Raw genomic sequence first — 23,100 nt, forward strand, 5'->3', positions numbered from 1 at the left:
ATTGATATTTATTTTTGCGTTACCATAAGTATAAGAATACGTAAAATTTAACCATTCATACAAGATAAAAAATAAAACTATTTTTGATAGGAGGTAAATTATGAAAAAATACTTTGAAATATTAAAATCTAGTGGAGCTGACATTGCAGTTTCAATAGACCCTAAAACGATTGTCACAGCAGCATGGACAATTTATAAGTGTCAGTTTGGTTGTAATACATATGGTCATAGTCATTGTTGTCCACCCAATACTCCAACCTATCAACAGACGCAAGCAATAATAGATTGTTACAAAAAAGCTATTTTATTTCGATGTCATAAAATGAGTATTGTTACTCCTTTAGCTGTTGAAATAGCAAGAGAACTTTTTTTAGATGGATATTATAAATCAATTGCTTTTGGAAGTGGCCCTTGTACAAAGTGTGCTAAATGTAATCCTGATACTTGTAGTTTTCCTAACAAGACTGCTCCATCAATGGAAGCATGTGGTATTGATGTTTTTGCTACAGTAAGGTCAAATGGACTTGAAATAAATACTTTACGAGAAAAAGGAGAAATTCAAAACCACTTTGGCTTATTATTAGTTGATTAAAAAAATTAATATTTTCTACTGAACTTTTTATATCAATTTTTTGTATTTATTATCTGCATAATAGTATGCAATTATATATTATAAACTTATATTTATAATCTTCTTTATCTTTTATCATAAGTTCATAGGATTTACATCTAAATTAACCCCTTATGCAAATTAACCAGTGTGGTCTATAAGTTATCATATCATTGCAACCACATTGGTTAATATCTCTAGAAAATCTCTAAACTGATACGTAAAATTACTATTTATTACTTATTTACTTGACATTTTAAAAAACTTCTTTTTTTAAACAAAAAAATAATCATGTTCATTTAAACATGATTATTTTGACATTAGTTATATACTATAAATTAAGCTTTTAAAATAATACTCTACTCACACTTCTCCATTATATGATCAATCAATCCATATTCTTTAGCTTCCTTTGCAGTCATAAAATTATCTCTATCTGTATCTACTCTAATATCTTCTATTGATTTTCCAGTATTCTCAGAAAGAATTCTATCTAATTTTTCCTTTGTTCTCAACATATTATCTACTGCTATTTTTACATCTGTTGCTTGCCCTTTAGCTCCACCCATAGGTTGATGTATCATAATTTCTGCATTAGGTAAGGCATATCTTTTTCCTTTTGTACCTCCAGAAAGTAAAAAAGCGCTCATACTTGCAGCCATACCAATACAAATAGTTGATACATCACATCTTACATAGTTCATAGTATCGTATATAGCAAACCCTGATGTTACAGCCCCTCCTGGGCTATTTATATATATAGTTATATCTGCATCTGGGTCTTCTGATTCTAAGAATAGTAATTGAGCTACTACTAAACTTGCAATAGCATCATTAATTTCTTCGCCTATAAATATAATTCTATCTTTTAATAGTTTTGAATATATATCATAAGACCTTTCACCTTGACCTGTCTGTTCAATTACATGTGGTACTAAACTCATGCTACTTTCACCTCACAATTAATATTAAAGTTGAGATAAGAATTGATTTCATCTCTTCTTCGTTCATAACTAATACTTGTATAAGAAATACAATCTACATTTTGGATTTGATGATTTGGATTTAAAACAAATCTTTGTTGAATAGGATAAAATTCATCTTTACTTCTATATACTTGTGGAGATTCTTTATATAAAGTTTTAAATGCTAATGTGAAAGACTGGTGTGTAGCATATCCAACTGTAAGAGCTATATCTATAATGTATTTATCTGTAAATACAAGTTGTCTAGCTGCTTCAGTAAGTCTCCTTCTTTTAATATATTGATACATAGTACATCCCACAATGTTTGTAAACATTCTGTGTAAGTGATATTTTGAATAACTAGCAACATCAGCCATTTTATCTAGATTTAGATTTTCTGTAAGATGTTCTTCTATATAATCAATGATTTCCATAATTACATCTGTATTTGTTTTCAACCTCATCATCTCCTTTTAAGTATTATAACTCATACAAGAATTTTCTTCTTAATATAAATTGCTATCTTAAATTAATGACTGATATAAAAACTCAATTAATAATAAATTTATAATTTGTTGAATTGTCTTAGCTATTATTTACTAATTTTATTTTTCCTATATTCTTTCAAACCTTTATTTAATAAAATAGATTCTTCCTTATCTCTTTTACAAGTAGCAAGTGTTATACAAAGATAGATAATAAATATAGATAGTGCTATAAACAGAGTTTGAAAAATATGACCACTATCAATCCAATTACTTTTAAATGAAAACCACAGAACGAAAACAAATAGAAAAATTATATGAATTACTTGGCGAATTAGTAACTCTTTTCTACCTAGTTCTCGTTTTGAATAAAAAATTAATGTGGATAGAGATGTGACCAATGCAATTAATAAAATCTGTTGGAAAATATTTATACTAAATGTCTCATCAGGGCTAAATACTAAACAAGAAGTAAAAACAGATATTAAAACTCCTGTAGTTATCATACAAAAATAACGAACTACATACTTTAGTGTATTTATTAAATTCATATTCAATCAACTCCTTTATATCTTTAGTTTTTTCTTCAACATTGGTACATATTGGCGTGAAATAATTGTCTTTTCACCATTATCTAGTATTACTTCAAATCTACCATTAAACGCTGGTACAATTGAGTCTATTTTTGTAAGATTTAATATTACAGACTTAGATATTCTAAGAAAGTCACTATTAAAAAAAATTTCCTCAATCTGATAAAGCTTCTTCTTAAACTCATAAACATCATTTTTACAATAAAGATAAGTGTGGTTATCTACAGATTCGAAGTAATAGACATCTAAAGGATTGATACGATAGAGTTGTTCATTTTTATATGCTATAAGAGACTCTCTTTGCATCTTGATGTTAAAAATCAATTTAAGTATTTCATCATCAATATTTCTGCATCTTATTATAATTTCATCCTCTTCTCCGTCTAAGGGAGTTTCAATTATTACCTTCACTCTAACACATCCTTTCTTTTGATTTCTATAAAAAGACTATAGTATATTTTCCTACTATTAATTTCTAGCTTTTTTTCTTGATACCATAAGTATAGTAACAAAATAAAATACTATTGCAGAAATAACTAGAAACATAATATGAATTGAATTTTCAGACAAACTTCCAATACCACCAAATGTTACTCCCATATGCTCATTAAATTCAGTTAATGCATTTGTTGAATCCACAAATGTTACTTTTGATGGAGGCTCCGTAATAATTTGTCTAAGCAATACAGTCCCATGTGAAATTGGAAATAACTTTATAAGGGTTTGCACTGCTTGAGGTAAGCTTCCAATAGGTATATAAATTCCTGTCAAGAATCCAATAAGAGTACCTATAATCGTAGAAGCAGTTGAAAATGTATCTATGCTATTTAACAAATTTACAATAAAAAATATCATTGCACTAGATGATAAAACGGTTAATAAAATTACACCAATAACCTTTATAATAGAAAGCATAGGTAAAAATTGTCCCCCACTTGATACAATATATATCTCTGCAAGTATAAATGTAAATATACTCATAATTACACCAATTAAATATGAACTTAAAATATATCCTCCTGCCAGCTCTCTTGTTTTAACAGGTGAACAATAAAAATCTTTGTTTCTTTTTAACTCCTTATCCAATACTGTAACTCCAAAAGAACCCATTGTTGTAGTTACAGAAACAACAGAAATAATTCCTGCCATTGCCCAACTATTCATTAATATGTCTATATCTTTAATATTTGGATAACCTTCCTTTAAATTTTCTCCTAAAAAAATAACATAGATGCCGATTACAATTATTGCACCTAAAAAAGATGAAAATACTCCTCTTTTATTTCTTAAAAAAATCATTATATTTCTTTGTGCTATATTAAACATTTTTTTCACCTCTATTTCTAACTATATTCAAAAATACATCATCTAAATTATTTGCTTTGTATTTATATTTTAGTTCATGAGGTGAACCTTTTGCTGTTATAACACCATAGTCAAGCATTACAATATAATCAGCTTTTGAAGCCTCCTCCATATAATGGGTTGTAAGAACTATAGAAAAACCATATTGTTTTTGTAATTTTAATATAGTATCCCATACACATTTTCTAGATTCTGGGTCAAGCCCTGTTGTAGGCTCATCTAGAAACAGTATTTTAGGAGTATTTAAAAGAGCTCTTGCTATATCAGCCCTACGCTTTTGACCTCCAGACAATTTACCATATGGTCTATCTATAAATTCCATAGCTCCTACAGATAAAGCAGCTTTATGTACAATTTGTCTTACTTTATCTTTATTCTTGATATAAAATTTTGCACGAATTGTAAGATTCTCTCTTACTGTCAAAAGTGAATCTAGTATACTTTCTTGAAATACTACTCCAATTTTTTCTTTAATTTTATTATCCTCTACACCTAATTTATGCCCATCTATAATCACTTCTCCGCTATCATAACTCAATAACGTACAAAGAATATCAATTGTTGTAGATTTTCCAGCACCATTAGCTCCCAGTAATGCAAACAAATTCCCTTCCTCTACATAAAAATCAATCCCTTTCACAGCTTTAAAAGTATCATAGCTTTTTTGCAAATTAATTACTTCTATTATCTTATTCATACATTTCATCTACCTTCCTTAATTGATGATTTCAGAATACAATAAGTAATTTGTCCACACAATACAACTGGAAGTATGTAGTATAAATGAATATGTGAGTTGTAAAAAAACTAAAGTAAAATACATACCTAAAAATAAGATATTGTAAAAAACCTTTCCTAATACATCTTAATTTGTATGTATTATTTTTCTAAGCATTCTTACTCCCTGTTCAATTTCATCAAAATTAAGATGAGCATATCCTAGGACAACTTCATGGTCATATTCTGCTTTATTCTCAATTGCATATTGCTGTATAGGATAAACCCTGATATTTGCTTTATAAATTTGATTGATTAGTTTTTCAGTAAAAATAACATTATAAAAATGAACAACTATGTGAAGCCCAGCTACTTGACCCTTTATTTTAAATTCATTTATAAATTCAATATTCAAAATATCAATAAGATATTTACGCTTTCTATTATATAACTTCTTCATTTTAAATATATGTTTTTCCAAACCTCCATTTTTAATAAATTCAGCTAGAACATACTGAGATATAGATTCTGTATGAACATCAGAATACATTTTTAAGGATTTATAATCATCTATTATATCATCTGGCAACAACATAAATCCCATACGAATGGCTGGAGATAGTATTTTACTAAACGAACCTATATAAATTACTTTATTTGGATTAAGTTCATAGAGGGAACTAATTGGTTGACCTTCATATCTAAATTCACTGTCATAATCGTCTTCAACTATATAGCAATTATTCTCTACTGCATATTTAATAAGTTCTAGTCTTCTTTGAATTGGTAAAATACCACCTAATGGATATTGATGTGAAGGTGTTGTATATATAAAAGAAACATCCTTTATAGATTTTATTAGGTTAGTATTTATACCTTTATCATCCACTTGAATCCCAACAACTGAATATCCCACAGTAGAAATTACCTTTAACAATCCTTTGTGAATAGGATCCTCCACAATAACTTTTTGATTATTTTTATATAAAACTTGTGATATTAAAGATAGCCCTTGTGTTGAACCAGAAACAATCATAATATTTCGTGGACTACATCTAATTCCTCTAATACGAAATAAATATTGTGATATTTCTTCTCTCAATTTCCACACCCCTGCAGTACTATTATATCTAAAATCTAAGTGTGACAAATCATGTAGTATTTGTTTATATAACTTTGATAATTCTTTGCGTGGAAATAGCTTTAATTCTGGAATTCCAGAACAGAAATCTATATAATTATTTTGTTTATACTCATGTAAACTATCTCTAATTTCAGAAGTATAGTCTAACTTAAAGTCAATTTGATGGTCTAATATTACTTTGGCTATAGTTGTGCCATAGCCATGCCTTGTTTCCAAATATCCCTCTGCAATTAATTGATTATATGCATCTAACACTGTATTTCGTGATACAGAAAGTTCTTTTGCCAAAGTTCTAGATGAAGGTAGTTTTTGTTCAAAATTTAAGCTCCCGCTTAAAATCATGTCTTTTATCTCACAATAAATTTGTCTTGACAATGATATGCCACTATTTCTATTAATTGTAATCCACATTTTAATACCTCCAAAAGTGGTTCTATAAAATTACTATAAAAATGGAACTACAAAATCCATTTTTTACTTGCTAAGATTATACCATAAAACAAAAAATTAAAAGGAGTCTAAATTATGTTAGAAAATCAAGTAACACAAAGGAAATTTATCCCAATATTAAATTTGGAGTTATGATTGTAAATATGACCTATTCAACACCTAATGAAGAAAATTTTTTACTTCTTAAAAACTCTGAAATTGAAAATATTATTGCACAAAACCCTGAATACAATCGCAAAGAAAAAATTAAAACAGAGCCTCTTTCCAACTACATAAAGTATTATAAAAAATTTAAAAAAACTTATCCTGTATTACTTCAATTAGAATCCCTTTTACTAAAATCAAAAGGTATTCCAAATGTAAATCTGCCTATTCAAGCAATGTTTTTAGCAGAATTAAAAAATCTTCTTCTAACAGCAGGACATGACCTTGATAAGATAGAATTGCCTTTAAAAATAGATTTAGCAAATGAAAATGAACATTTTTATGGTATAGGAGAAAGAAAGCAAACTCTAACAAAAGACGATTTATTTTTATCAGATAACCTTGGTATACTATCTAGTATTCTTAATGGACCAGATAATCGTACACAAATTACAAAAAAAACTAAAAATATTCTATACTTTGTATATGCTCCTGATGGAATTTATGAAAAACAAATTTATAACCACCTAAGTGATATAAAGGATTATATTTTAAGCGGTTTTCCAGACTCGAAAATTGATTTAATTGATGTATTTTAATTAATATAAATATATTTTAATTAATATCAATGTATTTTAGTTAATATAATGAAAATTTAAGCTTAGCAGATATTCAAAGTATTAGTGGGTATTCTAAGTAATCAAAATAGTGAAGTATACATCATTGTTCAACTAGATATATACTTCACTAAAATTAATTTTATATAAGTATTAACTTTTTTTAAAACTTTATTTAAAAAAATAACTCATTATATATCTCATATAGATAGTTTACTTTTATATCTAAAGAGTTTCATAAGAAACAATTTCATTTAAAGGAAGACGAGTTTTATCATGTCTATTTGGACTTTCTGGTGTTCCAACTTCGTATCCTATTAGTAATATATTTACTGGCTCAAGATTATCTGACAAATTAAATTCTTCTCTAATTACATCTGGATTGAAATAGCATACCCATACACTCGCTAATCCAAGTTCAGTTGCTTGTAACATCATGTGATCAGTAACTATACTTGTATCAATATCTGTAAGTTGTTTACCATCAAAAGGTCTTGTCCAAACTTTATCCTTATCCCCACATACGATAATTGCTAATGGTGCATCATATATATTCGCAGCCTTAGAAACTTTATTAAGACCTTCTTTTTCTTGTATTACAATTAATCTTTGAGGCTGACGATTACCCCCTGTTGGAGCTACTCTAGCAACTTCTAAAATTTTCTCAAGCTTTTCTTTTTCAACCTTTTTATCCTGATAATTACGACAAGAATATCTTTTTTTTGCGATTTCAACAAAATTCATTTATTTCCCCCCCTATCATTTTATTAGGCTAAGTTGATGATTTATTTAACCTATGCTATAATCTTATCACTATAATTATATATTACAATAATGTACTTTTTTGTAACATAGTACCAAAAAGGGTACTTCAAAATATATTGAGAGGTCTAAAAAAATGAAAAAATGTTCAAGTAATTACAGTTGTCCTATAGAAGCAACCCTTGCATTGATTGGTGGTAAATACAAGACACTTATTCTTTGGCATCTTAAAGATACTACATTAAGGTTTAATGAACTTAAAAAATTAATACCTAAAGCAACTGCTAAAATGCTAACTCAACAATTACGTGAATTAGAAACAGATGGCTTAATTGTAAGAGTTGTTTATCCTGTTGTACCTCCAAAAGTTGAATATTCATTATCTGATTTTGGAAAAAGCATTATTCCTATTTTAGATGTTATGTGTGATTGGGGTTCTGATTACTTAAATAATCTTTAATTTATTATAATTTAAATCCCATAGCTAATTTTACAACTTCCATATGTTCCTTAGATGTCAACATTTCTAAAAGCTTAAAAGCTACATGTGGTGCGGTTTCTGGACAATATGAAGTTATAATGTTTCTATCTACAACAATTGGCTCATTGACTACATTTACATCAAATTTACTTAACTGTTTTTGTCTTTGACCATCTTTTAAATGATATGTAGTAGCTTTACGATTTTTTAAAACACCACTTTTACCAACAGGTAAAGCTGCTACACAAATAGTAGCAATTATCTTCCCTTTTGCATCAAACTCTCTTATTAAGTCTAAAAAAGATATATCATATGCTTCGTCATAAAATCCAAACTCTTCAAATCCTCCAGGAATAGCTAATGCATCATAATCATCTACACATATTTCATCTATTGTTTTGTCAACTAATACTGGAACATTAAATGTGCTTACAACTTGCTTTTTAAATCCACCAGTTACTACATCTATATCGTAATCATAATCATTTCTAGCCCATCCCATAACATCTACAAATACACTAAATTCCATAGTTTCAAAACCTTTTGCTAAAAAAACTAAAACTTTCATATTGTATTTTCCTCCTAAAAATATGTAAGAAAGTAGGTATTAATATAATCAATATTTTAGTATATGCTTATCTAAAAAATATCTTTGATTGTATTAATTTCCTCTTTAATTGTTGATAAAACAATGGTTGTATTAGCTTTCTGGATTCCTCTAATTTTTTTCAAAGTTATTGATATAAATTCTTCAAGTTCATTTGTATCCTCTGCTAATACTTTTATTAAATAATCATATTCTCCTGAAATGTGATGACATTCTAATACAGTATCATACTCCAACATAATCTTCTTAAACTCTTCTATACTTTTAGATAAATCTGTATTGATAAATACGAAAGCTAAAAGTTTATACTTTGTTTTTTCTCGATTGATTTGAATAGTATACTTTTGAATTATATTTGACTGTTCAATTTTCTTTATACGCTCTGAAACTGCTGGTATTGATAGATTAACTTGTCTACTTATTTCAGAAGTTGAGGCTCTACTGTTCTTTTTTAGAGAATTAATTATTTTTAAATCTATCTCGTCTATGTCTATTCACCTCCTTAATTATTTAATATGATTTTATCTAATAATTTAAAATAAGTAAATAATTTAAATTATTTCAATAAAATTTAATGAAATATAGTATTTATCATTAAATTTTTAAACTAATTAAATACAACATACATGACACACTTAAAATATTTAAACTAAATTAAAATTAGTATTTTTATTGTATATCAACTAAATTTTTCTAAGTGTAAAGCTAATACTCTTCGAATTATTATTTTATAGTAACAAACTTTTTTATTTTATAAAAAAAGTAATGATTATAATTTATATATTTATAAAATTACAATCATTACTTAGTATTAATAATATATGTATTTCTCTATATACATATATTATATGTATTCTTTTACATACCTTTAAATTTATCTACTTCTTTAAGAAATGTATCTTTTGGCATAGGCTTTGCATACAAATAACCTTGTGCATAGTAACAATCAATACTCATTAAAAATTCTGCTTGTTCTATCCTCTCAACACCCTCACAAATCACCTCTAATCCCAAGTCATTTGCCATCTCAACTACTTTACTAATAATCTTACCTACCTTACCTTTTCCTTCAGAATTATCTAAGAGAGATTTATCTATTTTAAGAATATCTACAGAAACTTGATTAAGAAGATGTAATGAAGAATATCCAGAACCAAAATCGTCAACAGAAATTAAAAAACCAAGTTCCTTAATCTCATTTATCATATCATTTGATATACTATCATTTTCAAATAGACTTTCAGTTATCTCAAGTTCAATGATGCTTTTAGGTATATCATATTTAGCAAGCAAACTTTGTAATCTATTTATATAATCTTTTTTCTGAAAATGTACTCTTGATTGATTTACAGAGATTGAAATGGGTTTAACTCCAGAACTTATCCAAAATCTTGTCAACTTACATACTTCTTCTAACACAAAAAAATCAACATCTATAATTCCACCACTCTTTTCAAGTATAGGTATAAATTCTCCTGGATTCATAAATCCAAGTTCTTTATGATTCCATCTAACAAGTGCTTCTGCACCAATAATGTTATTTGTTCTCATATCAAACTTAGGTTGATAATAAACCTGAAATTCATTATGTTCTAATGCATAATCTATCCTATCAACAATCTCTTTTTCTTTGTTAAGACTTTCTCTAAGAGATTCATCAAAATATATAATAGATGAATTACTTCTTTTTGCTTTTCTTCTAGCAATTTCAGCATAATCAATAGCCTTTGTAATAACAATGTCTTGCTCTTTGATAATATATACTCCAAAGTTTGCCTTTACTTTAATGCCAATCCCCTTAACTTCAAAGTATGAAATACTTTTACTTATATCAATAAGAGTTAATTCCAAATCTTCTTTTAAATCATAGGGTAGGAGCAAAAGGAAATGGTCTGCTTTTACATGAGCTATTAATGCCCTGTCTCCAATAACTCTATTCAAAACTGATGCAACTTCTTTTATAATCATATCTCCAGAATCTCTACCATAATTTTCATTTATGATAGCAAACTTAGATATATCAAAAGCAATTACTGTATAAAATTTTTCTCTATGCTTTTCTAGAATTCGTGGTGCTTGATCTTCAAATCCATTGTAATTCCAAACTCCATTCTCTACATCTTTAAATGCCAAATCAAAAATATGATTGGAATGTCTTTTGTTGATTGCAATAACATAAGAAAGTACTGCTATTATAACTAAAAAGAAACAAAAAGAAATTAAAACTGTTTGAACTGGATGCTGATGAATATACTGTGATAAACTAATTTTATAGTCTTGAAAAATTGTATGCTTTGCAATAATTTCTGAATACTCATCTTTATTAAGTGCATTTATTCTCTTATCCAAAATGGAATATAATGTTGGATTTATATTTTTTCCAACACCTAAAGATATATTAGTTTTATAATCATTAACTAGAATTGCTTTTAAATTATTATAATCTTTTTGTATATAGTCTTCAGCAGAATATGTATTTACAAATGCTGCATCTGCATCTCCACTTTTTACTGCATTTATAGCTTTTTCTTCAGATTTATATCTTTGAATATTGCTACCTTTATAGTGTTCTTTGATATACTCATCATTGAATGTATCGCTCTCAGCAACAGCTATATTATCAATTTTGGTATTTTTATAATTTTTAGTTATAATGCTATAGTTCAATGTCATATAAGGAGATGTAATCTTAATTCCATTCTGCTCTGACCACCCATAATCTGAATTAAAAAAACATATAACATCTGCCTTTCCCTCTTTTACCATATCAATCGATTCTTTATATGAATTAGCTTTTACATAATCTATACTTAATCCAAGCTCTTTTACAATTAAATCAAATATATCTGGTACAATACCTTTAAGTCTACCTGTATCTAAATATGATAATGGATATGAGTTTGGCATACTTACTACACGTATATGATTATTTTTTTTTAAGTAATTGCTTTCTTCCCTGGAAAGAATAAATGTATCTTTATTACTAGACTGATAGTACTTACTATATAAATTAAACTTATATGCTGGATTGTCCATCTCAATATCTTCTAAAGCTTCATTTACATCTTGTAACAGTTCAGTGTTACCTTTTTTTACAATACAATAAAATGGGGATGGAGCAAATTGCGCAATTACGCTTTCATTTTTGACTTTTCTCAAACTACTAGTTAATATAGCATCTACTTTTCCACTTTTTAATGCATTTTCCAATTCTTCCTGATTTTTAAAATATTTAAATGTGTAATTAAATCCTTTTTCATTTGCAAATTTCTTTAAATGTTCATTTCTACTATTTCCATAAAGTAGTCCAACCTTTATTCCATTAAAATTTTTATAATCATTTGGTGTATACTTTGAATTTCCACTTTTTACTGTAAGTCGTGCATAACTACTTCCCATAGGTACCTCTGAAAAATCAAATTTCTCAGCACGTTCTTTTGTATATTGTGCAGAAGTAAGTAAATCAATCTGTCCATTTTCTAACATAGTTTGACACTCTTCCCATGTACCAGATACATACTCATATGTCCAGCCAGTATACTTTGCAATCTCATGAAGATATTCATATCCATACCCATTTCTATTTCCATTTTTATCATAATCATGATATCCTTCAAAATCAAAAAAACCTACTTTTATAACACGTTTTTCTGTCTTTGCAAGTGATTGTATTGGAAAACACATAAATATCATACAATTAATTAAAAATACGATGAAAATCAGTCTCTTAATTGACACAAACTTTATCCCCCCTCATATAAAACCTTCCCTCAAATTATTTATAATCATTCTAATAATACATTACTTAGATTTATATCATACATAAACTTATCATTATACTTAATACTTAAAAAAATATATGTTTATCTAAGAATAAATAAACATATATTTTTAGTGATTACTCTAAAAGTATAACTTTATATAGTAATTATATATTTTTATTTATTATAATTATATAAATATCTTAGCATACCATTAAAAGTTCAACAATACTACACCTTTGATTTTATAAGTCGCAATATTTTATGAATATATTCTGCTAGGGAAAAATATGTAATTTATAGCAAGTAATAGAAAATATTAACTGTACTTAGTTTTTTTCAAGCTATTGACAAATATTTTTTTATAGCTTACAATTTTAGAGAAATTAAATATTTCGGTAGGTGAGGCTACCATAGGGATACGGGTTGCTGCCGCAAAATAGTGGAGACACTATGAGAAGGTCAACAGTTTATGTCGATTCCAAGGCATAATCTAACGCAATTTCATCGCCCTATGAAGTTAAAGCTTGAACGATGAATGAAACAGTTTGTACTGTTTTATAAATATACTTAGGTTTTTATACCTTGGTTATTTTTATATGGATTTAAATCCCTTGTCATTGTTCTTGCTTTGACAAGGGATTTTTTAATACCTATTTGTCTATTATAGGTTTATATATTTTGAATTTAGGAGGTGGAGAAAATGGACGTAGGAAGTAGTAGTAGCATAAGCCCTGTCGGGCGAAGTAGTCACTTATTTGAAGAATACATGTACTATTTTGTACGTCTTATTTCTTCTACCTGTTTTTAATAAATATAAAATAAGCGATGTGTTTTCGTCACAGGCTTATGTCTTTACTTCCTTTTTTCTGTACAAAGCAGATAATTATTAAGGAGGATTTAGACATGATAAAAAAATTAAATAAAAAATTTATTACAAGAACTTCATCTAGTTCAACTTCAAAGGAACGTTTAATTGATTCAGCTACAATGAGCGCCTGTATTTTATTAAACGAATATGAAAATTCTTATAATGGCTATTGTGAAAAAATGGTTAATAAAATGCAAGATAAGTACGGCAAAAATGAAATCACTCAAAAAAAAGGTGATTCTTTTATAAAAAAACTTATAAAATCTTTTATAAATCCCTTTACTATTGTACTTCTTACTTTAGCTATAATTTCCTTTATTACAGATGTTATTTTAGCAAAACCTCATGATAAAAATGCAACTACAGTTATTATAGTCTTAACAATGGTAACTATAAGTGGTCTATTGCAATTTATTCAAGAATCTCGCTCTGGAAAAGCAGCTCAAGCTCTAAGTGAAATGGTAAATACTACTATATCAGTTATGCGTAATTCTAAAGAATTAGTGGAAATACCACTAAGAGAAGTTGTAGTTGGAGATATTATCCATCTTTCTGCTGGTGATATGGTTCCAGCTGATGTACGTATATTACAGTCTAAAGATTTATTTGTTAGTCAGTCTTCTATTACAGGAGAAAGTGAACCAATAGAAAAGTTTTATAATACTAAAAAAAGTACTTCAAATAATGTTCTTGATTTAGACAACCTTGCATTTATGGGTAGTAATGTAATCAGTGGCTCAGCTATAGCTATTGTCATTGCAGTAGGTGATTGTACTATATTTGGTTCTATTGCTCAACAAATAACAAATAAAAAAACTATAACAAGTTTTGAAAAGGGTGTTAATTCAGTTTCATGGTTACTTATAAGATTTATGTTTGTCATGGTTCCAATTGTTCTCTTTGTAAATGGCTTTACAAAAGGTGATTGGACAGAAGCATTTTTGTTTGCACTTTCAGTAGCAGTTGGACTTACACCAGAAATGTTACCAATGTTAGTATCTGCAAACCTTGCAAAAGGAGCAGTTGCTATGTCAAAGAAAAAGGTTATTGTTAAAAACTTAAGTTCTATCCAAAACTTTGGTGCTATGGATATACTTTGCACTGACAAAACAGGAACTTTGACTCAAGATAAAGTAATCTTAGAATATTCTCTTGATATTCATGGCAAGGAAGATAGACGAGTTCTTCGTCATGCATTTTTAAATAGTTACCATCAAACAGGTCTTAAGAACCTTATGGATATAGCTATTATCAACCATGCAAATGAACATGGTATGCAAGAACTTTGGAAAAACTACACAAAAATTGATGAAATCCCATTCGATTTCAATAGAAGAAGAATGAGTGTAGTTGTTAAAAATAAACTAGGAAAAACTCAGCTTATTACAAAAGGTGCTATTGAAGAAATGCTATCAATTTGTACTCATGTTGAATATAAAGGTGATATTCAGTTAATCACTAATGAAATACGTAAGGAAATTCTTACAACTGTTTCTAAGTATAATGATGATGGGATGAGAGTTTTAGGCATTGCCCAAAAAAACAACCCTTCACCTATAGATTCTTTTTCAGTTTCTGACGAAAGTAACATGGTTTTAATAGGTTATCTTGCATTTTTAGACCCTCCAAAAAAAAGTACAGCTAATGCTATAAAAGCATTACTTGAAAATGGAGTTGATGTAAAAGTCCTAACTGGTGATAATGATGCAGTAACAAAATGTATTTGTAAACAAGTAGGCATTAAAGTTAAAAATATCCTACTTGGTTCAGATATAGAAGACATGAGTGATACTAAACTTGATGAAATGGTGAAATGTACAAGTATATTTGCAAAACTTTCTCCAGAGCAAAAATCTCGTATAGTCGCATCTCTTCGTAGAAATGGTCATACGGTTGGTTTTATGGGTGATGGTATAAATGATGCTGCTGCTATGAAAGAATCTGATGTTGGAATATCTGTTGATACAGCTGTTGATATTGCTAAGGAATGTGCAAATATTATACTGCTTGAAAAAGACCTTATGGTATTAGAAGAAGGTGTTATTGAAGGAAGAAAAACATATGCAAATATTATAAAGTATATAAAGGTGACAGCAAGTTCTAATTTTGGCAATATGTTTTCTGTATTAATAGCAAGTGCATTTCTACCATTTTTACCAATGTTACCAATTCAAATTTTAGTGCTAAACTTAATCTATGATATCTCATGTATAACTATTCCATGGGATAATGTAGATGATGATTATCTAAAAATCCCAAGAAAATGGGACTCATCATCTATAAGTAAATTTATGACTTGGATTGGTCCAACTAGTTCAATATTTGATATTACAACATATATATTAATGTATTTTTTCATATGTCCAAGAGTATTTGGCGGAAGTTTTCATAGCTTAGATACTACAAGTCAACTTGGTTTTATATCTCTATTTCATGCAGGATGGTTTGTAGAATCTTTATGGTCTCAAACATTGGTTATTCATATGATAAGAACTCCACACATTCCATTTGTTAAAAGTAGAGCTTCATGGAGACTAACGCTCTTAACAACAATAGGAATTACAATTGGAACTATTATACCTTATACATCATTTGGAAATGCTATTGGTATGATTCCACTGCCAAATATCTATTTTATAGGGTTAATTTTTACTATCTTATCTTATATGGTATTGGTAACTATGATAAAAAAAATCTTTATAAAAAAATATGGAGAATTGCTATAATTTAAATATTTATATAATATATAATATATAATATATAAATATTTTAAAATATATTCAAATAAAAGAAGCTATTTACTTTTTTAAAATCTTGTAAGTAGCTTCTATTTTATTGTAATTAATTTATATCCTTTATTTTTATAATATAACTTAAACTTATTGTATTATAAAAGTTCTCGTGTAAAAATATCTTTTATATTGACTATAATTAAGTATTATGATAACATGATTTAAGCTATAATTAGTGATATATGTATTAAATTAAATGAAAAAAATCAAAAGTACAATAGTGCAATTTAAATATAAATGAATTAGAATTAATATTGAGATTAGGATGTGAATAATTATGATTTATATAAAATTAGTTAAACTTGTTAGAAAACTTAACTCTACACAAATGTATATGATGAAGCGTTGTGTAGAGGTTAATCTGGAAGCTTAAAGCTTCTATCTTCATCGGCAAATATAGGTTTAGTGTAGTTTTTTAGCTATGCTTATTTAAATTTACCTATTTGCCGATAGATATATAGATTTTATGGCCATAGATAGCAATGCTTATCTATGGCCTTTTGTTTTTCCAAAAGCAGAGGTCGGCATTTTATAATGCTATTCCTCTGCTTTTTTATTTTCATAAAATTTTTATAGTAAAAAAGGAGTTTGAATTATGAGTTTATTAAAAGTAAATAATTTATCACAATGTTTTATGGATAAATCACTGTACGAAAAAGCTGACTTTGATTTATTTAAAGGCGAACATATATGTGTGGTTGGCCAAAATGGTGTAGGTAAAAGCACCTTAATTAAAATTTTATTAGGAGAAGTTATCCCAGATACAGGAGAGATTAAGTGGCAACCTAATATCAAAATAGGTCATTTGGACCAATATGCAGATATTAATAGAGATACAACAATATCATTGTATTTACACACTGCATTTGAAGACCTCTATAAAATAGAGAAAGAAATGAATTTGCTATATCAAGAAAGTTCTATATCTGGAAATGAGCAACAACTTATTAAGGCATCAACTTATCAAGAGCAATTAATAGCAAGTGATTTCTACTCTATAGACAATGAAATAAATAAGGTAGCAAATGGTCTTGGACTAGATTCAATAGGAATGAATCGTATTATTGGGGAACTTAGTGGAGGTCAAAGAGCAAAAGTAATTATGGCAAAATTACTACTTTCTAATTATGAAGTTTTATTATTAGATGAACCAACAAATTTTTTAGACAAAGAGCATGTTGAATGGCTTGCCAATTATCTAAATACATTTAGAGGTGCATTTATTGTAGTCTCCCATGATTTCGACTTTCTAGAAAAAATTTCCACAGGTATTCTCGATATAGAATTTGGAATGATTAAAAAGTATCATGGAAAATACTCAGAATTTCTTAAACAAAAATCACACTTAAGAGAGGATTATATTAGAAAATATCAAGCGCAACAAAAGAAAATAGAAAAAGAAGAAACATTTATACGTAAAAATAAGGCTGGTGTAAATTCAAAAATTGCAAGAGGAAGACAAAAACAATTGGATAGAATAGAAAAAATAGCTCCTCCTAACTTTACAGGAAAACCATGTATCCAATTTGCAGAAATTGAAATATCTGTGCAAAACGCACTCACAGTAACTAATCTTGAAGTTGGATACTATTATCCATTACTACCAAAATTAAATTTTTCTGTTAATGCAGGTCAAAAAGTAGTTATAACTGGATTTAATGGAATTGGTAAATCCACTTTGTTAAAAACATTGGTTAAAGATATCCCTTGTATTTCTGGAAGCTTCCTCTTTTCAGACCAGATAAAAATTGGTTATTATGAGCAGGATTTAAAATGGGAAAATCCTATTAAAACACCACTTCAAATAATGGCAGATATATATCCAAAATTAAGCACAAAGGAAATCAGACGCTCTTTAGCCAAGTGTGGTGTAAAAGAAGAACATGTTTCAAGAAGTGTTTCCACACTAAGTGGTGGTGAACAGTCTAAGGTTAAATTATGTTGTGTGATGTTGTCACCTTGTAATTTCTTGATTTTAGATGAACCAACTAACCACTTTGATGCAGAAACAAAAGATGCTTTACAAAATGCTTTGAAACAATTTAGGGGAAGTATTATTTTAGTTTCTCACGAAGAAAAGTTTTATAAAGGTTGGATTGACAAGGTATTTAATTTGAAATCGTAAATATTTTACTAAAGTATAAGCATATTAATAGGCACTCATAAATGAGTGCCTAAAAAACAATCACTAAAATTTAGCCTAATCAACTCTATTCACAAGCTTATATCCAAGCCCTTTGACTGTTATAAGTATTTTAGGATTTGAAGGATTATCTTCAATCTTTTCTCTTAGATGTCTTATATGTACCATAATTGTATTGTCGCATATACTACTATATACACCCCATACCTGTTCATAAAGACTTTCTTTTCCTATAATTTTATTTAAATTTTGAGCCATATAACTTAAAAGCTGATATTCTCTACCTGTTAACTCAATTTCATTTTCATCTTTATACACACGGCATCCTTCTGTATCAACTGTAATATTACCTAACCTAATTATTGAATTTTCTGATGATACAACACTTTGATATTGTTGTCTACGCAACTGAGATTTGACTCTAAAAACAACTTCTCTTGGACTAAATGGCTTTGTTATATAATCATCTCCTCCACTACTAAGACCAAGTATCTTGTCAATATCATCATCTTTTGATGAAAGAAAGAGAATTGAACAATATGAAAACTCTCTAATTTTTTTGCACACTTCTATGCCATCTACATCAGGTAACATTATGTCGAGAATAACAACATCTGGACATTCTATCTTACACAAAGAAATCGTATCTAAGCCATTATAAGCTTTAACAATATTTTTAAAGCCATCCTTTATCAATACTTCCTCAATTAAATTTATTATATCTTTTTCATCATCAACAAGTAATATTTTCTTATCAAAGTATGTTTCCATAGTAAAATCACTCCTAATAAAGAGTTATTGTCTTTTATCTACTAACCCTCTAACTCTATGTGTTCTGCTTAAAGTATATTCAAATAATTAAACAAAATCAAGTACATATCAATTATAAATTAAATTATAGCTAATTGTAATCTTTCTCATATTAATTCAAACAATTAAATAACGTTTGAACAGAATTATCAAGAATATTCCATCCTTTTAGAAATATTAATAAGATTATGTTGTTGCTATAATAACCTTATGAATTATATGTGTTATGCTAGCAAATTACATTTAGCATTTTCAACATATTGTTTACATATAGTCCATACTTTCTCTATTGTCTCTTTGTTATTGACATAAGGTGGATAAACATCTGTGCTTGTAATGCTTTTTATAAATGATATTGAGTCATTAGCCATTTCAACAATCTTTCCTTGGTGATTTATTAGTTTTCCAGTCATACCTGTATAAACATTAGAGGTGCAAATCGAAAAGTAAGCCTCTCCAATAATTTCTGATTTTGGTATAATAATGTTTTGTAAAAATGCAAGTACTTTCCAATACGAATTAAATTTCTTAATTGTTTCTTTACTCATTTTTGTTGCTGGAACCATAATTGCATTTACACTTATATTATAAGGCTTGTATTCTTGTTTCATCATACTTGTAACCATAAGTAAAGCTATTTTAGAATCTCCATAAATTTTATAAGAATTATATTCTTTATCTTCTACAGTTTCACCACTTAAAACTCCAAAATTAATTTTTCTTCTTTCATCAAAAAAATGCTTTATATTTGTACTACATACATTTAGAATTTTAGGATTTTTTGATTTAGCAAGCATATCCAATAATAAATTGGTCATAAGAACTGGCCCAAATAGATTGGTAGCAAATGTTAATTCTATACCATCAATACTTCGTTGAAAATTTTTTTCTCCATGTTTAAAATGTCCAGCATTATGGATTAAGATATCCAATACATTGTATTTTTTTTTATAGGTCTCACAAAAACTATAAATTGATTGTCTCGATGAAATATCTAGTTGAAGCAAATCCACATTAATATTTTTAGTTTTAGCTATAATTTCCTGACACACGGGTTCACTAATCTGAATATTACGACATGCCATTATAATCCTATAACCCTCTGATGCAAACTTAAATACTGCTGCCTTTCCTATCCCTGAATTAGCTCCAGTTATTATTACAGTTCCTTTCATGTTAGCTACCCCCTTTTCCTTGATTCTGACTATTGTTTGGCCACTCATTAATTAATTTCTTCTTTAAATTTTCAAACCATGCTATTTCAAAATTTGTCCTGTCAATTCCAAACTTTAAGGTCAATAACTCAAAATCAATTATATCTTGAATATCTCTTTGTATGTTGGAATGTTCAGTATCTTGTAAAAAGTGATTAAACTGTTCTTGATTTTCTTCTAGATAGGTAATATACTGTAATTTTGCAACATTGATGTCTTGTATTTTGATATTCTCCAACTGCTCTCTTTCCTTTTTGAGGTCAACAATATAAGATTGAATTAGTGACAATCTTTTTTGTGTTGGAACAAATCCCATAAAAAATAATTTACTTAATTCCATATCCTTCACTTTACCTGCAACCATAGACGTCTCTACCCATTCTAAAAAACATGCTTTTCCTGCATCCGTTAATGAATAAAATTTCTTATTGACACTATTTTCAACAAACTCTTCATACACTATCATCTTCTTTTCAAGCAACTTTTTTATTGCCGCTTGAATACTTCCCATACTGTTGCTACACATCGAAGTGAAATTCATTTCTATGACACTTCTCAGTTCATAAATTGTCAGCTTCTTAAGCATAAGTAATCCTAAAATAATTTTGTCCATTTTATTTACTCTCCTTTTATATTACTAATAGTAACATTTCTAATAGATAAAATCAATCACTAAAAAAGTCAAAGTAACACCTTTAAAATCGCAGTAATAATCTTTTAAGAACTCTAGAAAATTAATTTTATATAGATTTTATAGCTTTAATAAGAAAACAGTAATAGTCTTAATGATAACACCTAGAATATTTTAAGATAAATAATTAAAGATTTGTATCATACTTCCACATGTGTAAGCTTTAATATTTTATATTATAAGAACAATATTCTGTTTATAATTGACTTTATCTAAATCGTATTATAAAATATAAACAGAACAATATTCTGTTTATTTGAATAAGATGCTAATTTTATGGCAAGAAAATCTGCTTTAGAAGGAGGAAAAAGAGAAGAAATACTAGATTCTGCTATTCAATTATTTTTAAAGTATGGGTATGAAATCATCTCTGTTAGCATGATATTAAATAAGGTTAATGGAGAAGTTGGAATGTTTTATCATTATTTTAGCTCTAAGCAAGAGCTATTTTACAAATCATTAGAGCATTTCACTATTTTACAAATTAGTTAATAATAAGGTCCAATAAAAATAAACAGCATACAGTTATTTCTGAATTTTTAGGTAGAACGTTAAAAGTTCCACCTCTTATATTTACAAAGTGAATATATAATAAAAACATTTTAAGGAGGTTTGATTATGAAAATTTTATTTATAAATTTACCTTTTTCTGGACACGTATACCCTACCCTTGGGTTAGTGGAAAAATTAGTGAATAGAGGTAATTCTGTAACATACTTACTAACTGAAGAATGGAAAGATAAAGTCTTAGAAGTGGGAGCTGATTTCCTTTATTATGAAGATAACGAAAAACTTTCTATTCAAATAAAAAATGTCTATCAAGCCTCTATAAAGGTAGCACATGAATTCGATTTAATTATTTATGAGCATTTTTTCTTTCTAGGAAAACATATAGCAGAGAGATTCAATAAACCTGTTATTAGGATTATTACTGCACCAGCTACTAATAAAGTTTTGATGAAAGAATTTATTAATTCGGGTGGCGTGTTAAGTGTATTTCGTTTTGAATGGGTATGTCGTAGATGGACTAAAAAAGTGTCAAAGGGAATTAAATTAAAGACTGATTCTTGGTTAAAAGAGATTACTGAAAATCCTCCAGAACTTAATCTTGTATATACTGTAAAAAAATTCCAACCATATGCAGAAGATTTTTCAGAAAATAAATTTAAGTTTCTGGGTACCTCTATTTATCAACGTAATAAAAAAAATGAATTTATATTGCCAAAATCAAAAAATAATTTGGTCTATATTTCTCTAGGTACAATTGTAAATAAAGCAATGTCATTTTACAAAAAATGTATCAATGCTTTTAAAGATGAAAATGTAACTGTCATTATATCTGTTGGTAATTCAATAAATATATCAGATTTAGGTAAGATACCAAATAATTTTTATATTTTCCCTTTTGTACCACAGCTTGAAATATTAGAAAAAGCAAGTGTTTTTATAACTCATGGTGGCTTAAATAGTGTTATGGAGTCTCTTTATTTTGGCGTTCCTATGGTGGTTATTCCGTTTATAAGTGACCAACCAACTAACGCACAGCAAATTGAACGCTTAAACTTAGGAAAAAAGATTTCTCACAAACACATTACAAGTGACATTCTTAAAAATTCTACCTTAGCTGTTCTTAATGATTCGACTATAGCTCAAAGTATATTGCTTATGCAAAAAGAAATTAGAAATGCAGGTGGTAATGAATTTGGTGCTGATTTGATTATTCAGTATATGGATAACAAAATGGTAAAAGAACATTAAAATCGTACTGTTGTTAGGAACAAACTTGTCAGTTAAGGAATGAATCCAAAGGAAAGAATACAATAAAAGCCCATAAATAAATGAAAAATCGTTACTTATGGGCTAAATGATGTACAGTCG

At 27.8% G+C, this 23,100-nt stretch carries 21 protein-coding genes, 1 pseudogene and 1 riboswitch; of the genes and pseudogenes, 7 read left to right on the forward strand and 15 right to left on the reverse strand.

What is annotated here, in order from left to right:
* The first annotated feature begins 100 nt into the window (after window positions 1-100).
* Window positions 101-592, forward strand: coding sequence for a DUF2284 domain-containing protein (locus IC758_RS17750; protein WP_227435693.1), 492 nt, complete (start codon window positions 101-103; stop codon window positions 590-592).
* Between the two features lie 377 nt (window positions 593-969).
* Here the strand turns inward: IC758_RS17750 and clpP are convergent, their stop codons facing one another.
* The 7 genes from clpP to IC758_RS17785 form a co-directional block, all read right to left on the reverse strand.
* On the reverse strand, window positions 970-1,554 hold the full coding sequence (gene clpP / locus IC758_RS17755) for an ATP-dependent Clp endopeptidase proteolytic subunit ClpP (protein ID WP_227435691.1): 585 nt from the start codon (window positions 1,552-1,554) through the stop codon (window positions 970-972).
* On the reverse strand, window positions 1,551-2,033 hold the full coding sequence (locus IC758_RS17760) for a helix-turn-helix domain-containing protein (protein ID WP_227824512.1): 483 nt from the start codon (window positions 2,031-2,033) through the stop codon (window positions 1,551-1,553). Before IC758_RS17760 ends, clpP begins: the two co-directional genes overlap by 4 nt.
* A gap of 134 nt (window positions 2,034-2,167) precedes the next feature.
* Window positions 2,168-2,611, reverse strand: a complete 444-nt coding sequence (locus IC758_RS17765; protein WP_227481831.1) for a DUF3021 family protein — start codon at window positions 2,609-2,611, stop codon at window positions 2,168-2,170.
* Window positions 2,612-2,626: 15 nt separating this feature from the next.
* Complete coding sequence (locus IC758_RS17770; RefSeq protein ID WP_227435684.1) at window positions 2,627-3,064, reverse strand: LytTR family DNA-binding domain-containing protein; 438 nt, start codon at window positions 3,062-3,064, stop codon at window positions 2,627-2,629.
* Window positions 3,065-3,121: 57 nt separating this feature from the next.
* Entirely contained in the window at window positions 3,122-3,979 is an 858-nt protein-coding gene (locus IC758_RS17775) for an ABC transporter permease (protein ID WP_227860648.1), read from the reverse strand.
* A complete protein-coding gene (locus tag IC758_RS17780; RefSeq protein WP_227435679.1) occupies window positions 3,972-4,715 on the reverse strand; it encodes an ABC transporter ATP-binding protein in 744 nt (247 codons plus the stop codon). The genes IC758_RS17775 and IC758_RS17780 overlap by 8 nt, the downstream gene beginning before the upstream one ends.
* 168 nt (window positions 4,716-4,883) lie before the next feature.
* On the reverse strand, window positions 4,884-6,290 hold the full coding sequence (locus tag IC758_RS17785; RefSeq protein ID WP_227481828.1) for a PLP-dependent aminotransferase family protein: 1,407 nt from the start codon (window positions 6,288-6,290) through the stop codon (window positions 4,884-4,886).
* A 170-nt stretch (window positions 6,291-6,460) separates the two neighbouring features.
* Here IC758_RS17785 and IC758_RS17790 point away from each other — a divergent pair, with 170 nt between their 5' ends.
* On the forward strand, window positions 6,461-7,072 hold the full coding sequence (locus IC758_RS17790) for a phenylalanine--tRNA ligase beta subunit-related protein (protein WP_227860649.1): 612 nt from the start codon (window positions 6,461-6,463) through the stop codon (window positions 7,070-7,072).
* 243 nt (window positions 7,073-7,315) lie between these two features.
* Here the strand turns inward: IC758_RS17790 and IC758_RS17795 are convergent, their stop codons facing one another.
* A complete protein-coding gene (locus tag IC758_RS17795) occupies window positions 7,316-7,834 on the reverse strand; it encodes a nitroreductase family protein (RefSeq protein ID WP_227435671.1) in 519 nt (172 codons plus the stop codon).
* A 154-nt stretch (window positions 7,835-7,988) separates the two neighbouring features.
* Here IC758_RS17795 and IC758_RS17800 point away from each other — a divergent pair, with 154 nt between their 5' ends.
* Entirely contained in the window at window positions 7,989-8,312 is a 324-nt protein-coding gene (locus tag IC758_RS17800; RefSeq protein WP_227435669.1) for a winged helix-turn-helix transcriptional regulator, read from the forward strand.
* Window positions 8,313-8,316: 4 nt separating this feature from the next.
* On the opposite strand, the gene IC758_RS17805 is transcribed toward IC758_RS17800, so the two are convergent.
* The 4 genes and pseudogenes from IC758_RS17805 to IC758_RS17815 all read right to left on the reverse strand — a co-directional run bounded on the left by IC758_RS17805 (window position 8,317) and on the right by IC758_RS17815 (window position 12,678).
* Window positions 8,317-8,901 (reverse strand): DJ-1/PfpI family protein, encoded by a 585-nt coding sequence (locus tag IC758_RS17805; RefSeq protein WP_227481826.1) that lies wholly within the window; start codon window positions 8,899-8,901, stop codon window positions 8,317-8,319.
* Window positions 8,902-8,972: 71 nt separating this feature from the next.
* Complete coding sequence (locus IC758_RS21280; protein WP_413927693.1) at window positions 8,973-9,179, reverse strand: Lrp/AsnC ligand binding domain-containing protein; 207 nt, start codon at window positions 9,177-9,179, stop codon at window positions 8,973-8,975.
* A 162-nt stretch (window positions 9,180-9,341) separates the two neighbouring features.
* Window positions 9,342-9,434: pseudogene (locus IC758_RS21285) on the reverse strand (AsnC family transcriptional regulator); the annotation flags it as partial.
* A 364-nt stretch (window positions 9,435-9,798) separates the two neighbouring features.
* Window positions 9,799-12,678 (reverse strand): EAL domain-containing protein, encoded by a 2,880-nt coding sequence (locus IC758_RS17815; RefSeq protein ID WP_227824515.1) that lies wholly within the window; start codon window positions 12,676-12,678, stop codon window positions 9,799-9,801.
* 410 nt (window positions 12,679-13,088) lie between these two features.
* A riboswitch (M-box (ykoK) riboswitch) is annotated at window positions 13,089-13,247 on the forward strand.
* Window positions 13,248-13,607: 360 nt separating this feature from the next.
* On the opposite strand from IC758_RS17815, the gene mgtA reads away from it, so the two are divergent.
* Both mgtA and IC758_RS17825 read left to right on the forward strand, forming a co-directional pair.
* Window positions 13,608-16,298, forward strand: a complete 2,691-nt coding sequence (gene mgtA, locus IC758_RS17820) for a magnesium-translocating P-type ATPase (RefSeq protein ID WP_227860650.1) — start codon at window positions 13,608-13,610, stop codon at window positions 16,296-16,298.
* 661 nt (window positions 16,299-16,959) lie between these two features.
* Window positions 16,960-18,489 carry an ABC-F family ATP-binding cassette domain-containing protein gene (locus IC758_RS17825; protein WP_227860651.1) on the forward strand — a complete coding sequence of 510 codons (1,530 nt, stop codon included), beginning with the start codon at window positions 16,960-16,962 and terminating at the stop codon, window positions 18,487-18,489.
* Between the two features lie 75 nt (window positions 18,490-18,564).
* Here the strand turns inward: IC758_RS17825 and IC758_RS17830 are convergent, their stop codons facing one another.
* From IC758_RS17830 to IC758_RS17840, 3 genes are all read right to left on the reverse strand, one after another.
* Window positions 18,565-19,278, reverse strand: coding sequence for a response regulator transcription factor (locus IC758_RS17830; RefSeq protein WP_227835057.1), 714 nt, complete (start codon window positions 19,276-19,278; stop codon window positions 18,565-18,567).
* Between the two features lie 263 nt (window positions 19,279-19,541).
* Entirely contained in the window at window positions 19,542-20,492 is a 951-nt protein-coding gene (locus IC758_RS17835; RefSeq protein WP_227860652.1) for an SDR family NAD(P)-dependent oxidoreductase, read from the reverse strand.
* A gap of 1 nt (window position 20,493) precedes the next feature.
* Window positions 20,494-21,144, reverse strand: coding sequence for a PadR family transcriptional regulator (locus IC758_RS17840; protein WP_227435647.1), 651 nt, complete (start codon window positions 21,142-21,144; stop codon window positions 20,494-20,496).
* A 354-nt stretch (window positions 21,145-21,498) separates the two neighbouring features.
* Here IC758_RS17840 and IC758_RS17845 point away from each other — a divergent pair, with 354 nt between their 5' ends.
* Both IC758_RS17845 and IC758_RS17850 read left to right on the forward strand, forming a co-directional pair.
* Entirely contained in the window at window positions 21,499-21,714 is a 216-nt protein-coding gene (locus tag IC758_RS17845; RefSeq protein WP_227435644.1) for a TetR/AcrR family transcriptional regulator, read from the forward strand.
* A 126-nt stretch (window positions 21,715-21,840) separates the two neighbouring features.
* Window positions 21,841-22,980, forward strand: a complete 1,140-nt coding sequence (locus IC758_RS17850) for a macrolide family glycosyltransferase (RefSeq protein ID WP_227435642.1) — start codon at window positions 21,841-21,843, stop codon at window positions 22,978-22,980.
* Window positions 22,981-23,100: the final 120 nt, after the last annotated feature.

Origin of the sequence: Clostridioides sp. ES-W-0016-02 (assembly GCF_020641035.1) — a bacterium.
GTDB lineage: Bacteria > Bacillota > Clostridia > Peptostreptococcales > Peptostreptococcaceae > Clostridioides.

Coding starts and splice junctions, on each gene's coding strand:
- IC758_RS17750 (WP_227435693.1), top strand. CDS start 101: ATGAAAAAATACTTTGAAATATTAAAATCTAGTGGAGCTGACATTGCA.
- clpP (WP_227435691.1), bottom strand. CDS start 1,554: ATGAGTTTAGTACCACATGTAATTGAACAGACAGGTCAAGGTGAAAGG.
- IC758_RS17765 (WP_227481831.1), bottom strand. CDS start 2,611: ATGAATTTAATAAATACACTAAAGTATGTAGTTCGTTATTTTTGTATG.
- IC758_RS17775 (WP_227860648.1), bottom strand. CDS start 3,979: ATGTTTAATATAGCACAAAGAAATATAATGATTTTTTTAAGAAATAAA.
- IC758_RS17780 (WP_227435679.1), bottom strand. CDS start 4,715: ATGAATAAGATAATAGAAGTAATTAATTTGCAAAAAAGCTATGATACT.
- IC758_RS17785 (WP_227481828.1), bottom strand. CDS start 6,290: ATGTGGATTACAATTAATAGAAATAGTGGCATATCATTGTCAAGACAA.
- IC758_RS17790 (WP_227860649.1), top strand. CDS start 6,461: ATGATTGTAAATATGACCTATTCAACACCTAATGAAGAAAATTTTTTA.
- IC758_RS17795 (WP_227435671.1), bottom strand. CDS start 7,834: ATGAATTTTGTTGAAATCGCAAAAAAAAGATATTCTTGTCGTAATTAT.
- IC758_RS17800 (WP_227435669.1), top strand. CDS start 7,989: ATGAAAAAATGTTCAAGTAATTACAGTTGTCCTATAGAAGCAACCCTT.
- IC758_RS17805 (WP_227481826.1), bottom strand. CDS start 8,901: ATGAAAGTTTTAGTTTTTTTAGCAAAAGGTTTTGAAACTATGGAATTT.
- IC758_RS21280 (WP_413927693.1), bottom strand. CDS start 9,179: ATGTTGGAGTATGATACTGTATTAGAATGTCATCACATTTCAGGAGAA.
- mgtA (WP_227860650.1), top strand. CDS start 13,608: ATGATAAAAAAATTAAATAAAAAATTTATTACAAGAACTTCATCTAGT.
- IC758_RS17825 (WP_227860651.1), top strand. CDS start 16,960: ATGAGTTTATTAAAAGTAAATAATTTATCACAATGTTTTATGGATAAA.
- IC758_RS17830 (WP_227835057.1), bottom strand. CDS start 19,278: ATGGAAACATACTTTGATAAGAAAATATTACTTGTTGATGATGAAAAA.
- IC758_RS17835 (WP_227860652.1), bottom strand. CDS start 20,492: ATGAAAGGAACTGTAATAATAACTGGAGCTAATTCAGGGATAGGAAAG.
- IC758_RS17840 (WP_227435647.1), bottom strand. CDS start 21,144: ATGGACAAAATTATTTTAGGATTACTTATGCTTAAGAAGCTGACAATT.
- IC758_RS17845 (WP_227435644.1), top strand. CDS start 21,499: ATGGCAAGAAAATCTGCTTTAGAAGGAGGAAAAAGAGAAGAAATACTA.
- IC758_RS17850 (WP_227435642.1), top strand. CDS start 21,841: ATGAAAATTTTATTTATAAATTTACCTTTTTCTGGACACGTATACCCT.